The sequence below is a fragment of the Sphingomonas trueperi genome, assembly GCF_040545965.1.
Classification (GTDB): Bacteria; Pseudomonadota; Alphaproteobacteria; order Sphingomonadales; family Sphingomonadaceae; genus Sphingomonas; species Sphingomonas trueperi_C.
The window spans coordinates 215,794-227,924 of the sequence record NZ_JBEPMV010000003.1; the positions used below are offsets into that span (position 1 = coordinate 215,794).

A 12,131-nucleotide genomic window follows, 5' to 3' on the forward strand; every position below is an offset into this window, starting at 1 on the left:
GCCATGCGATGATGCATGCACCTCAGAGTTCGCTAGGCAGCGCGGAAACCAGCGCGTCCACGAGCATCCGAAGCCGTCGCAACCGCCGCAGATCCTGGTGATAGCCGACCCACAGGTCGCGCGGCGGTGGCTCCTCGCCTTCCAGCCGGGCGAGCGGCAACTGGTCGCCGATCACCCGCGGCAGCACGGCCAGTCCAGCGCCCGCAACGCAGGCTGCGCCCTGGGCCTCGCGATTGTTGCTGCGGAAGGCCGGCGTGGCGGCAGGCCAGCGACCGCGTAGCCAGGCGACATCGGGGAGCTGATCGAGCGCACTGTTCATTGTCACGAGCCGGTGGCCGTTGCCGTCCCCGCTCGCGCGCGGATCGCCGCAGCGCGCCAGATAGGCGGGCGCGGCGTAGAGCGCATAGCGAATCCGCAGGAAGCGGCGCTGGACGATGTCGCTGCCGGAGAACGGCACGAAGCGCAGCACCAGGTCCGCCTCGCGCCGCTGAAGATCATAGAGGCGGGAGTCGGCCAGCACCTCCACGACAAGGCCGGGATGCTCGACCGCGAAGCCGGCGAGCGGCGCCGCCAGCACCCGCGACGAAACCCAGTCCGAGGCGGAGAGCCGCAGCACGCCTTCCAGCCCGCGCGCGCCGCCGATCAGCTTGCGCTGCAGGGCGACCGCCTCCTCCGCCATCTGCTCGGCATGGACCAGCATCGCCTCGCCTTCGTCGGTCAGGCGGAAGCCGGCAGGCGTGCGCTGGAACAGCGCCGCGCCGACCGCCTCTTCCAGGCTGCGCAGCCGCCGGCCTGCCGTGGGCTGGCTGAGCCGCAGACGCTCGGCTGCCGCCGTCAGCGTGCCGGTATGGGCGATCTCGACGAACAGCTTGAGATCATCCCAGTCGAGGCGGAGCGTCGGTTCGGCGGCCATGCCGTTTCATCGCCGCGCAGGCGCATCCGCACAAGCTATACCGAAAGGGGGACAGGGCACGCGGTTGCGAGCGGTTCCCGCCCCCAGGCGCCTGCATTGGCGGCGGCGCGCTCGGCAAAGGCATGGCGCGCGGCGCGCACCGCCGGGCTGTGCAGCGCAGACCATTGCAGCAGCGCCGCTACCGGATCGTCGAGCGTCCGCCCCAGCGGAGTCACGCGATATTCGACCGCCAGTTCCCCCGTCGTCATCACCACGCGCTCGATCAGGCCGTTCCGCTCCAGCCGCTTGAGGCAGGTCACCAGGCTCTTCTGCGAGATCGCCGGCACCGCCCGCCGGATGGCGTTGAACCGTTGCGCGCCGCCGCCCGTGCACAGCGACGCCAGCACCGCAATGGTCCATTTGTCGGCCAGCAGATCGATCAGCAGGCGCATCGCCTCCAGTTCCTCATGCTCCGCCATGCCCGGTCACCTCCGCGATACCTTATGATCTTTCGGTGCGTAATTTACACGAGGTATCCATTCGATACCACAGGAACCGCCGCCTCCGGCATCCGCAAGGGAATCCCTAGAATGGAAACGACGACTTCTGGAGCGGACACCGCTCCCCGTGCCCTCGCGCTCGGCCAATTTCATGTAACGGCGCTGCACGACGGCCATTTCGACCTGCCGACCGGCTTTCTGCAGCGCCCCGACGGCGCCCAGGCGATGGACGGCGAGACCTTCCACCTCGACGTGAACTGCTTCCTGCTGCAGACGGGAGCGCGCAACATCCTCGTCGATACCGGCGCCGGTGCCCAGTTGGGCCCCACCGTCAACAAGTTGGGCGCGAGCCTTGCCGCGGTGGGCCTCACGCCCGCCGATATCGATGCGGTGCTGTGCACGCACATCCACCCCGATCACACCAATGGCCTGATCGACGCGGACAAGGCCCCGTTGTTCGCCAATGCCCAGATCTTCGTGCACCAGCGCGAGGTGGATTTCTGGCTGTCGGAGGACGCGCGGACGGCAGCGCCCGAGACCATGCGCGCGCTGTACGACTGGGCGCACGAAGCCTTCGCGCCCTATGCCGGCCGTATCGAGCCGTTCACGGGGGGCGAGATCCTGCCCGGCATCGAGGCGCTGGCGCTGCCCGGGCATACGCCGGGGCATAGCGGCTTCCACGTCGACGGCGCCGGCAAGCAGCAGCTGGTCGTTTGAGGCGATGCGGTGCACCAGGTTGACGTGCAGACGCGGGACCCGGCGGTTTCCGTGCAGGCGGACGTGGACCAGGCGGGCGCGCGCACGTCCCGGCTCTCGCTGTTCGACCGGGTCTCGGTGGATGGCGCGCTGGTCACCGGCATGCATGTCCGCTTCCCCGGCTTCGGGCGCGTGGAGCGGGAACGGACCGGTTACAGCTATACGCCGTGCAGGGCTGACCGGGCACGCCGGGCGGAAGGAGGTGCCGTCCCTCCGCCCGGTGCACGTCGTCAGCCCGCGACGGCGTCGGTTCGCGATGCGGTTTCCGCCTGTGCGCGGACCTGTTCCAGCCGGGCGGAGAGTGCGCGATCCAGAATGGCCGGGGCATCACTGCCGAGCACCAACCGCAGCGGCGCAGGTTCGGCGGCCGCGCTTTTGATGATCGCTGCTGCCATGCGCTGCGGATCGCCGCCCGGCGTGCGGGCCGGATCGCTGAGCACGGTGCGCAAATGCCCGATCGGGGTTCCGCGATAGGCGTCGAGGTCCGCGCCGAGCGCTGCGGTGGCGGCGGCGCGGAATCCGGTGCGCGCCGCCCCCGGCTCGACGATCGTCACGCCGATGCCGAACGGGGCGACTTCCTGGGCGAGCGCATCGAAAAAGCCCTCCAGTCCCCATTTGCTGGCGTGATATAGCGATGCGCCGCCATGCGTCGCCTGGCCGCCATAGGAGGAGATGGCGATCAGCCGCCCGCTGCCCTGCCGACGCAGATGGGGGAGCGCCGCGCGCGCCACCTCAATCGGCGCGAGAAGGTTGGTGGCCAGCTGGTCCTTGATCTGCTCGAGGGTGAGGCTCTCCGCCGCCCCGAAGAGGCCGTAGCCCGCATTGTTGACGACCGCGTCGATGCTGCCGAGTACCGCGAACGCGTCGTCCACCACGGCGCGCACGGCATCGATGGCGCGCAGGTCGAGCGTGGCGACGTGCAGCCGATCAGGGTAGCGCTCGCGCAGCTCGGCGACGAGCTCGATCGCTCGGACGGTACCGAATACGCGATCGCCGCGCGCGAGCAGGGTTTCGGCCAGCGCACGGCCGAGGCCGCTGCTGATGCCGGTGATGAACCAGTTGGACATGCTGTCTTCTCCTGAAGCGCCGCTCAGGCGAGTCGGCGCAGGGTTTCGACGCGGAGCGGTTCGGCGAGCAGTTCGTCGAACCGCGCGGCAAGTGCGGTGAAACTGGCGCCTGCGGCGTGCGCATCGAGCGCGGCCTGGTCCTGCCAGGCCTCCACCATCACCACCGTTCCAGGGTGCTCGAGGCTTAGATGCGGCTCATAGGCGATGCAGCCCCGCTCCTCGCGAACGGCGGGCACGATCGCGAGAACTGCGTCGATCAGCGCTTGCTCCTTGGCCGTCTTGGCGACGAGATAGGCGACGAGATGGATTTGGTTGGTGTCGGTCATCGGAATCCTCACTTCAACAAGACGGGGTCGGCGCCGATCTTCACGCGCAGCAGTTGATAGGGCGGCCTGCGCAGATCCTTGCCCTGGTGGAAGCCGGGCTGGCGGTAGAGTTGGTTGGCGGTGAAATAGAGATAGCCGTCGGTGCCGACCGAAAGCGTGTCCGGCCACAGGATACGCGGGTCGCGCGCGATCGTCTTCCAGACGCCATCGGCAAAGCTGCGGATGGTGCCCTGTTCGTAATCGCCGGCGTAGATCACGCCGCGATCATCCTCGGCCAACCCGTCCGACGGGGCCTTGGGGCCGAGGTCGCGGATCGCGGCGGCGATCGTTGCGTCGTTCGTCGCCGGATCCCGCAGCAGGGCGGTCGGCACGGCGTAGAAGTGGCGGCTGGAAAGCGCGCAGTAATAGAGCGTCTCCCCGTCCGGCGAGATGGCGATACCGTCGGTCGCCACCAGCCACGGGCTCGGCGCGGCGCCAGCGGGCCGGTTCATCAGCACCGCGCCCTCGATGCGCGGGGTGAAGCCCGGATCGGGCATGGTGCTCGCATGGCCCGACAGGCGGCGCAGTGCCTTGCCGCTGGCAAGATCGACGACGATGAGCCCGCCGGGGCCCTTCACCGAGCTGTCGGTGATATAGGCGACGCCGGCCTCGCCCTGGCGGAGATCGAACCGCACATCGTTCAGATAGGTGGTGGGCAGCACCACCTCGGGGCCCAGCACGATCGTGCGGACGATCTTGTCGGTCGCCAGGTCGATCGCGACCAGCTTCGGGCCGCCGACGGTCGGCGCGGCAAAACCCGGTGCGGCGGTGTCGAGCACCCAGAGCCGGTTGACACCGTCCGCGACGACGCTTTGCACGCTGAGGAAATGGTGAGCCGGGTCGCCCTGGGGATCGTTGGTCGCGGCATCGGGATAGGCGATCACCTTGCCGCCGCGAAGCTCGCCCACCGCGAATGGCGGATGATCTCCCCACTGGGGATAGTTGAGAAAGATGCGCCCGCTGGGGGCGATGGTGACGCCGGTGGGCATCGCCCCGGTAAGGTTGGCGACCACCTCCACTCTGGCCGGCTGGGCAAGGGCGGGTGCGGCGACGGCGAGTGCCAGCGCGGCGACGATGTGCTTCATCGAATTTTCCTTTCCCGCGCTCATCGCGCAGCCATGCCGATCTGCTGGAGGAAGGTCAGGTTGTCCTCGAGATGCCAATTGTCAGTGATGCGACCGTCTCGGACGCGAACGATGTCCGTCGCGATGAAGTCCACCGGCTCGCCTCGCCCCTGTCGACCGCCGAAGCTGCCGGTGAAATGGCCGGTGAAGCGCAGATGCGATACTACGCGATCGGCGACCACCAGCCGCTGCACGACGGTGACCTTTAGGTCGGGCACTGCCCCGAGAAATGCCTTGGACGCGGCGGCGGGGCCGCTAGGCCCTTGCGGCCTGCCGGCGGGCAGCGTGTGGTCGACGAAGTCGGCACCGATCGCGCGGGCAAGCAGCGTCGCGCTCCCGTTCGCCCAGAAACCGTAAAAGGCATCCACCGGCGCGAGCAACCGTGCGCGTTCGGCGGCCGGCATATCGGCCGCGACGATCAGCTCCTGCGGACGGGTGGCGGCGATCGCGGCGTGGTCGTCCAGACGCGCAGCGCCGGCACTCGCCGGTAGCATCGCGGAGGTAATGGCGGCGGCAACGGCAATCCGTGTGACATGGGTCTTCATGGCGGTGTCCTTTCGTTGCCGAGAACAATGGGGAGCCTTTCAGCCGCGCTCCACGGCCAATCACGCATGTTCTCCATGCAGCGCTGCATGGTCGTGGCCTGACTCGATCAGCCGCCATGCACCACCTGCACCGTGGACCACCACGGGCCTGCCCCGGTAGGGGATGCGGCTCACCATGCGCCGACGCATGACCACAATTCGAAGCTGGCGATGCCCCTGGGCCGCAGGCGCGTGCACGAAGGGTGCACATCGAAAAGGAGATCCTGCCATGTCCCTCATACGCGTCGGCCATATTGCACTCGGCTTTCACGATGCCAGCGCGCGCGTGGTCGAGTCCGTCCTCGCGCGCCACGGCCACCGCGTCGAGCGCTCTGCTGCACCCCATGAGGAGATGTTCCGGCGCATGGGACGCGGCGAGGTGGACCTGCTCGTCTCCGCTTGGCTGCCCGCGAGCCATGGCACGTATCTCGATCCGTTCGAGAACGACGTGCGCAAGCTGACCGTGCTCTACACGCCCTACTGCATCTGGGGCGTACCGGACTATGTGTCGGCCGAGGTGGCCGGCGTTGCCGATCTGCTCAGCGCGCCGGCGCTGGAGCGGATGGAACGCCGTATCCAGGGGATCAACCCCGGCGCCGGCATCAGCCGCTTCTCGCAAGCCATTGTTGACCGCTACGGCCTCGGCGCGGGTGGCTATCATTTCGAGACCGGCAGCGAAGCCGATTGTTTCGATCGCTTCGAAGCGGCAGTTGCGGAGAAGCGATGGATCGTGGTGCCGCTATGGCACCCGCAATATCTCCATGCCCGGTACACCATCCGCGCGTTGGAGGAGCCGCTGGGCCTGCTCGGCGGCACCGACGCGGCGACGCTAATCGTCCGCCGCGACGCCGAGGCTCGTGTTGGTGCAGCTGCCTTGGCGGATCTAGCGGCGTTACAACTAGGCAATGCGCGGGTTAGCGCGCTTGAAGATGCGCTCGTGCGAGATATTCGTTGATGTGGAGCTGGAAAGACAACGATAGGTAGTGGAGAGCATGACAGCTTTGGGGAAATGCATCGCGGCGCACCGAACGACCAACTTGTGGGCGCGGTGCTATCAACCGGTTTTACGCTGAGCCAGCTTCAGGTTGTATCAGAAGCCGCCGTTCGCCGTGCGCCGGCGACCGACCGGCTCTGGTCGACTGCCGCGACAAGCTCGATCGACGTATGCTGGGACTTAACGGTCGTTCCTACAGCAACGTGCAAGCGGCAGGTTTCGCCAATCGCCGACACTCAGCGATCGCACGACTGGCCTTGCACACCGGCCGCAACTGGGCCGTAAGCCGCCAGACGGCTTTTGGGGGGGGACACGCGAAAGCGGACATAGGCGTGCGGCGGCTGACTCGTGCTTTCAGGTATCGCGTCTTCCGCCCGCCTCTGGGCCGAAGCCGTCACGCAGCTTTTTAGGCCCACAAGGGCGAAAGCGGACACGGCCCTCAACTCGATCGGCTTGTGCTTTTGGGTATAGCGAACTCTCCGCTTCGGCCCACCTCACCAACACACTTAGAGGTCAGCGCGTTTGGGTTGGTTGCCATTTGGCACCAGAAGCTCTATGTGGTGCCAAAAGGAGACTGCGATGACTGCGTTACAACGTATCGAGACCTCACCGCCGCCCTTCGTCCCTAAGCCAATCTCGGATGAAGAGGGCGCGGCCATGTTTCGTGCCGTCGCCAACTTGTTCAGGCTTTGGGACCTAACGGATGAGCAAGCTTCAACGCTCCTCGACATGCCGTTGCGCACTTACCGTCGCTGGAAGACGGGCGCGCAAGGCAAACTAGATCGTGACAAGAAAGCACGCCTCTCCAACCTGATGGGTATCCATAAGGCGCTACGACTAATCCTGCGTGAGCCGCAGCGTGGTTATGCCTGGATCAAAGCCGCAAATGATGCCTTCAGTGGGCGGACGGCGCTCGAAGTCATGCTCGGTGGCGAACTGACCGACCTGATGCGAGTGCGGCGCTACCTAGACGCTGAGCGCGGCGGTTGGTGATTGAGCCAACCCACCTAACGCGCGCGAGGGTTGAGTGGGATGGCGCGGTCCGGATTATACGGAGCCTTTACCCACCGATCGATCTATTCGAGGACATCGCCGACCCAGCTGATTGGCCGCTCCTGATCGCTGCCGAGCAAAAGACGAATCCGCGGCTAATGGAGACCATCGGGGCAATCGATCTGGTACCTCCTGAGCGCCGTGTAGCCGGTCCGGGGGCGAGCTACCTGATGGCGCCGTTCACTCATGTAAGCACAGATCGGCCCAGTCGATTCAGCGATGGGCGGACCGGTGTTCTGTATGCCGGCAGCCGATTTCAGACGGCCCTGCTCGAGACGATTCACCATCACGCCAGGTTTATGGAGCGAACCAGAGAAGCGCCGGGCTGGACTTCGCAGTTCCGCGAGATCATCCTCGACGTTCGGGCGGAGCTGCACGACTTGCGAACGCACCCCGAGAGCGTTTCCGACGTCCTGGATCCGAAATCCCACGCTGCCGGTCAGGCTCTTGGAGCCGCACTCCGATCGATGGGCAGCGATGGAGTAGTTTATCCAAGCTTGCGCGACGAGGGCGGAGAATGCGTCGGCCTCTTTCATCCAGACCTTGCACGGAATCCGCGGCAAGGCCGCCATCTTGATTATCACTGGGACGGTCGCCGAATCGATCTTTACCGAGACGCCGGCTCTGGCGAGGTATTTCGGATCATAGCTGACGGTAGCGCCCAGCCGCCGAGCTGAGCACGACCTACGTCCATAGCAACTGAAGCGATTGCGGCCGATGAGATTACACGAGGCAGTGACGGGGTCTGGGACTTTGCAGTCCTTCAGGGCATGCGTGAGGAACGGCAGGTCCTGACGAAACCCGTCAATCCAGCAACGGGCCAATAATAGGGCAAGGCCGAACACCCCCGCACGGTGTTAAGTATCCACCGCCAGTTGACTGTCGAGCCAAGCGCAAATCGCCCTGATTGTTTCCTCGGGCGCACTGAGGTTAGGGCAGTGGCCAGTCGCACGCAATCGGACGAAGTCGCTGCCGGTAATGCGCGCTTGAACATACCGCCCAACTACTTCGGGTGCTATCGCGTCATTCGAGCACTGCAGGATCAGCACCTTTGCCGGCACCGCTTCGAGGTCCCGGCGGTTGTCCGACGAGAATGTTACATGGGCGAAGTGCCTGGCAATAGCCGGATCGGCGCGACAGAAGCTCGCAACAAGTTCCTCGACCAACTCCGAGCGTTCGGGATTTCCGATCGCGAGCGAGGCCACCTGAATGGACCAATCGCGGAAATCCTCCTCCGAAAGCGCCATCAGCCTATCGATCTCGGTCGCCTCGAATCCGCCAAAATATTCTCCATCGTTGATGTACCGCGGGGACGGGCCGACGAGAACCAGCTTGGTGAACATGCCAGGTGCCATTTTCGCGGCTAGGATGCCGATCATCGCGCTCACGGAGTGGCCGACGAAGATCGCGTCCCGAAGGCCCAAGCTCGAGCCGATCTCGACCACGTCTTCGGCATAGCCATGCAGCGATTGATACTTGGCGGGATTCCAGGCAGCGAGATCGGAGCCGCCGGCACCGACATGATCGAACAGAATCACGCGGTGCGCGTGCTCGAAGGCAGGCGCGACATGGCGCCACATCGTCTGGTCACAGCCATAGCCGTGCGCGAACAGGATCGCCGATTCACCAGATCCGAACGTCCGCACATTGTTTCGCGAACCCACGTTCAAATTGCCAACTTCCCCAAGGCTCCGGTCGCCCTACGCCCACTGGCGAAAGCGAATCTCATTGATCCGAAGCACGTCCAGCCCGTGTCGTCCACGTGCGGCGCGTCCACGTGCAACAGGAACGAGCCGAGCGCATTCGACAGATCAGCTCAGCACAACCCCGTCGGTCCCGCGCTTCGTCAGCATTCGGCCCATCGCGTTGAGCAGCGCGGTCATCGCGACCGGTTTCATGATCACCTCGTCGGCACCTGCAGCCATGCACCTTTCTCGAAGATCGGTGGCGGCGTCGGCCGTGACGACGATGACCGGCAGCGCAGCCTTCTCCCCCGGCGTGGCGCGGAGATGCTGGATGGCGGTGAGCCCGTCCATGCCGGGCATGCGCAGGTCCATCAGGATGATGCTGTAATCACCATTGGCGATCATCTGGAGGCCAGTCTCCGCATCCGCGGCTTCCTCCATATGCGCCCCCACCACGCGCAGCATGTCCTTCACGACGCGGCGGTTCATGGGGTCGTCTTCGACGAACAAAATCTGCATGGCACGCTCCCTGGAGCAAACCTGCCTAGCAGCAGGGCGTAAATAGTTGATTAGGATGCTGAAGCCATCCGCACCGGGGCGTCCTGCGGTGCTCCCTCCGCATACACGCCTCGCAGCGCGGCGATGAGCTGGACCGCGCCGACGGGCTTGACGATCAATTGCGTCGCACCCAGCCGCGCCATCTCATCGAGCGGCAGGTCCTCGGCCGGCGCGAACAGGAGACTGATCGGCAGCTCGGCCGCCCGACACGCGCCAATCAGCGCGCGCAGCGAATCGAGCGGCGGTAGACCCTCGACCGTCGCCGATCGCGCCTCGACGAGCAGGTGATCCACCGTGCCCGCGCGCACTGCCGCGATCGCGCTGTCTCCATCGGTGAGGCAGTCGACCACGGCCGCGACCGGATCGAGCAGTCCGCGCATCATGCCCTGCGTCAGCGGGTTGGCCTCGACCAGCACCAACCGCGCTTCCGCCAGGCTGGCGGGACGTCCGCCCTGCGACGGCGCTTCGTTCTCGGCAACTGTGCGCTGCAGCGGCACGCGCAGCGTGAAGCGTGATCCCTCCCCCAGCGCGCTCGCGACGTCCAGCGCACCGCCCAGCGCGCACGCCAGCTTCACGCAAATGGAGAGGCCAAGGCCGGTGCCGCTAAACTGGCGGTTCAAGCCGCCGTCCACCTGGTGGAAGGCTTCGAACACGCGGTCGAGATGATCCGCCGGGATGCCGATGCCGGTGTCTTCCACCTCGACGACGAGCATTTCCGAGTTGCCCGCGACGCCGGCGCGCAGCGTCACGCTGCCGGCAGGCGTGAACTTGACGGCGTTCGACAGCAGATTGCCGATGATCTGGCGAAGCCGCGCATTGTCGGACAGGATGCGCACCGGTGCGTCCGCGATGTTGAGGTTCAGCGCGATGCCCTTGGCGGCGGCATGTCCGCTCCACAGCCGCGCCGCGTCCTCCAAGAGTGCACGGAACGCCACGTCTTCCTGCGCGACTGCGATCTCGCCCGTCTCCATCTTGGCGACGTCGAGGATATCGTCGACCAGCGCGCGCATCGCCTCGCCGGCACCGAACACCACCTGCACCTGCTCGCGCGCTTCGGCATCGAGGCGCGGATTGGTCAGCAGGATCTGCGTCATGCCAAGGATGCCATTGAGGGGGGTGCGGATCTCGTGGCTGGTCGTGGCCAGGAATTCGGTCTTGGCCTTCAGCGCCTTCTCCAGCGCCGCGTTGGTCTGGTTCAGCACAACGTTGGCCGCGCGTGTTTCATTGCGGCTCTTGCGGATCCGCAGCGCGCTGATCAGCAGCAGCACCAGCACGATCGTAGCCGCCGCGACCAGGCCCAGGAGAAGCTTGGTGCGGAACTCCGCCTGCTGCTGGTGGATACGGGCATCGCGCTCGAAAATCTTCTGCTTCTGGTTCTGGAAGTCGAAGCGCGCGGCCATCAACTGCGACGCGGCCGAGGCCGTGAGCCGGCTCGCCTCCTTGTCGAGGCGCTCGAACGCTTTGAGATGCTGGAGCGCCATCGCCGGATCGCCGAGCTTCTCGAACACTTCCGCCGCGGTGGCGTGGAACTCCTTGTCCGGCATGGGCGTGGTGGTGAGGTCGACTCCAGCGAAGGTCGTACGCAGCAGCGCCGCGGCGCCGCCATAATCCCCATGCGCCGCCTTGAGCTTGGCCGCCGCGGCGAAGGCCACCGGGCGCATCGATGCCGCCTCTTCCGAACGGGAAAGCCGCAGCGCGTCCGCAACGGCCTGGCCCGCCGCAGCGAACTTGCGGCGTTCGGTTTCCGCGCTCGCCAGATTGGCAAGGATCTGGATCTGCAGCAGCGGGCTGCCGAGTTCGCGCGCGCTCTTCAGCGCATCCCGATAGTCCCGCTCAGCCTGGTCGTAGCGACCGAGCAGGCGCAACACCTCGGCGCGGTTGTTATAGGTACTCAGCCGGAAGCTCGGATCGGCCGAGTAGAGTTCACCCGCCTGCGAGTAATAGTCGAGCGCGCGCGGATAATCACCGGCGTCCGAATAGATCTGCCCGATGTCTTGCAGCACAATGGCCTGGCTGCGGATTTCGCGAGCGACGCGGAAAATGTCGTGCGCGCGCTGGTAGTCCTGCAGTGCCTCGACGATGTTGCCCGAAGTGGCCGCGATCGCCCCGCGCGAGCGCATCAGATCGCCCTGCAGCTTGGTATCGTGGCCATGCACCGCAATGCGGGCGAGCGCTGCATCGATGATCGGCCGGGCCTTGGCCGGCTCGCTGATCCGGATATAGGCCTCGCCCTTCAGCCATTCGGCCGTCGCGACGGCGCGCTCGGCCTCCGGTGAAGCCGCAAGCGCACGCGCGCGCACCAACGCCTTGTCGGCCAGCCCAAGGGCTTGGCTTGGGTCCGCCATCATTGCGGTCTTGGCGGCGGCGATGTCCTGATCGAACCGCGCGAGGGCGGCCTTATCCGCCTTCACCGGCGCCAATGGCATCTGGGCAACTGCAGGCGTCGCAATTGCGAGCGCCAGCAGACATAGGCCTTCCACACATCGCATCCGGCCGAATCTCCCTTCGCCAGAATATTTTAGGGCGAAAAGGTTAAGGCATGTCCCACCATGC

General features: G+C 65.9%; 13 protein-coding genes. 4 read left to right on the top strand and 9 right to left on the bottom strand.

Annotated elements, in window-relative coordinates; all coding sequences use genetic code 11:
• Nucleotides 1-22: 22 nt before the first annotated feature.
• Entirely contained in the window at nt 23-913 is an 891-nt protein-coding gene (locus ABIC35_RS08705; RefSeq protein ID WP_121075168.1) for a LysR family transcriptional regulator, read from the bottom strand.
• Between the two features lie 35 nt (nt 914-948).
• A complete protein-coding gene (locus tag ABIC35_RS08710) occupies nt 949-1,371 on the bottom strand; it encodes a winged helix-turn-helix transcriptional regulator (RefSeq protein WP_121075165.1) in 423 nt (140 codons plus the stop codon).
• Between the two features lie 111 nt (nt 1,372-1,482).
• On the opposite strand from ABIC35_RS08710, the gene ABIC35_RS08715 reads away from it, so the two are divergent.
• Nucleotides 1,483-2,109 carry an MBL fold metallo-hydrolase gene (locus ABIC35_RS08715; protein ID WP_183049334.1) on the top strand — a complete coding sequence of 209 codons (627 nt, stop codon included), beginning with the start codon at nt 1,483-1,485 and terminating at the stop codon, nt 2,107-2,109.
• Nucleotides 2,110-2,378: 269 nt separating this feature from the next.
• Here ABIC35_RS08715 and ABIC35_RS08720 read toward each other — a convergent pair whose 3' ends face one another.
• Genes ABIC35_RS08720 through ABIC35_RS08735 form a run of 4 tightly spaced genes read right to left on the bottom strand, consistent with a single transcriptional unit; the run spans nt 2,379 to nt 5,249 of the window.
• Nucleotides 2,379-3,215 carry an SDR family oxidoreductase gene (locus tag ABIC35_RS08720; RefSeq protein WP_121075159.1) on the bottom strand — a complete coding sequence of 279 codons (837 nt, stop codon included), beginning with the start codon at nt 3,213-3,215 and terminating at the stop codon, nt 2,379-2,381.
• 23 nt (nt 3,216-3,238) lie between these two features.
• Entirely contained in the window at nt 3,239-3,541 is a 303-nt protein-coding gene (locus ABIC35_RS08725) for a putative quinol monooxygenase (RefSeq protein ID WP_121075156.1), read from the bottom strand.
• Between the two features lie 8 nt (nt 3,542-3,549).
• Nucleotides 3,550-4,665 carry an L-dopachrome tautomerase-related protein gene (locus ABIC35_RS08730; RefSeq protein WP_354278407.1) on the bottom strand — a complete coding sequence of 372 codons (1,116 nt, stop codon included), beginning with the start codon at nt 4,663-4,665 and terminating at the stop codon, nt 3,550-3,552.
• Nucleotides 4,666-4,685: 20 nt separating this feature from the next.
• On the bottom strand, nt 4,686-5,249 hold the full coding sequence (locus tag ABIC35_RS08735; RefSeq protein WP_121075150.1) for an ester cyclase: 564 nt from the start codon (nt 5,247-5,249) through the stop codon (nt 4,686-4,688).
• A 268-nt stretch (nt 5,250-5,517) separates the two neighbouring features.
• Between ABIC35_RS08735 and ABIC35_RS08740 the strand changes: the two genes are divergently transcribed.
• The 3 genes from ABIC35_RS08740 (at nt 5,518) to ABIC35_RS08750 (ending at nt 8,012) form a co-directional block, all read left to right on the top strand.
• Nucleotides 5,518-6,243: a glycine betaine ABC transporter substrate-binding protein gene (locus tag ABIC35_RS08740; RefSeq protein WP_121075147.1), complete on the top strand. Its 726-nt coding sequence runs from the start codon at nt 5,518-5,520 to the stop codon at nt 6,241-6,243.
• A 618-nt stretch (nt 6,244-6,861) separates the two neighbouring features.
• Nucleotides 6,862-7,275, top strand: coding sequence for an MbcA/ParS/Xre antitoxin family protein (locus ABIC35_RS08745; protein WP_121079214.1), 414 nt, complete (start codon nt 6,862-6,864; stop codon nt 7,273-7,275).
• Entirely contained in the window at nt 7,272-8,012 is a 741-nt protein-coding gene (locus ABIC35_RS08750) for an RES family NAD+ phosphorylase (RefSeq protein ID WP_121075144.1), read from the top strand. Before ABIC35_RS08745 ends, ABIC35_RS08750 begins: the two co-directional genes overlap by 4 nt.
• Before the next feature lie 180 nt (nt 8,013-8,192).
• Here ABIC35_RS08750 and ABIC35_RS08755 read toward each other — a convergent pair whose 3' ends face one another.
• From ABIC35_RS08755 to ABIC35_RS08765, 3 genes are all read right to left on the bottom strand, one after another.
• Nucleotides 8,193-8,999 carry an alpha/beta fold hydrolase gene (locus ABIC35_RS08755; protein WP_354278445.1) on the bottom strand — a complete coding sequence of 269 codons (807 nt, stop codon included), beginning with the start codon at nt 8,997-8,999 and terminating at the stop codon, nt 8,193-8,195.
• A 147-nt stretch (nt 9,000-9,146) separates the two neighbouring features.
• The gene (locus tag ABIC35_RS08760) at nt 9,147-9,539 is read right to left on the bottom strand and encodes a response regulator (RefSeq protein ID WP_121075138.1); all 393 of its coding nucleotides are present in this window, start codon (nt 9,537-9,539) and stop codon (nt 9,147-9,149) included.
• Between the two features lie 50 nt (nt 9,540-9,589).
• The gene (locus tag ABIC35_RS08765; RefSeq protein WP_183049333.1) at nt 9,590-12,004 is read right to left on the bottom strand and encodes a sensor histidine kinase; all 2,415 of its coding nucleotides are present in this window, start codon (nt 12,002-12,004) and stop codon (nt 9,590-9,592) included.
• Nucleotides 12,005-12,131: the final 127 nt, after the last annotated feature.

Coding starts and splice junctions, on each gene's coding strand:
- ABIC35_RS08705 (WP_121075168.1), bottom strand. CDS start 913: ATGGCCGCCGAACCGACGCTCCGCCTCGACTGGGATGATCTCAAGCTG.
- ABIC35_RS08710 (WP_121075165.1), bottom strand. CDS start 1,371: ATGGCGGAGCATGAGGAACTGGAGGCGATGCGCCTGCTGATCGATCTG.
- ABIC35_RS08715 (WP_183049334.1), top strand. CDS start 1,483: ATGGAAACGACGACTTCTGGAGCGGACACCGCTCCCCGTGCCCTCGCG.
- ABIC35_RS08720 (WP_121075159.1), bottom strand. CDS start 3,215: ATGTCCAACTGGTTCATCACCGGCATCAGCAGCGGCCTCGGCCGTGCG.
- ABIC35_RS08725 (WP_121075156.1), bottom strand. CDS start 3,541: ATGACCGACACCAACCAAATCCATCTCGTCGCCTATCTCGTCGCCAAG.
- ABIC35_RS08730 (WP_354278407.1), bottom strand. CDS start 4,665: ATGAAGCACATCGTCGCCGCGCTGGCACTCGCCGTCGCCGCACCCGCC.
- ABIC35_RS08735 (WP_121075150.1), bottom strand. CDS start 5,249: ATGAAGACCCATGTCACACGGATTGCCGTTGCCGCCGCCATTACCTCC.
- ABIC35_RS08740 (WP_121075147.1), top strand. CDS start 5,518: ATGTCCCTCATACGCGTCGGCCATATTGCACTCGGCTTTCACGATGCC.
- ABIC35_RS08745 (WP_121079214.1), top strand. CDS start 6,862: ATGACTGCGTTACAACGTATCGAGACCTCACCGCCGCCCTTCGTCCCT.
- ABIC35_RS08760 (WP_121075138.1), bottom strand. CDS start 9,539: ATGCAGATTTTGTTCGTCGAAGACGACCCCATGAACCGCCGCGTCGTG.
- ABIC35_RS08765 (WP_183049333.1), bottom strand. CDS start 12,004: ATGCCATTGGCGCCGGTGAAGGCGGATAAGGCCGCCCTCGCGCGGTTC.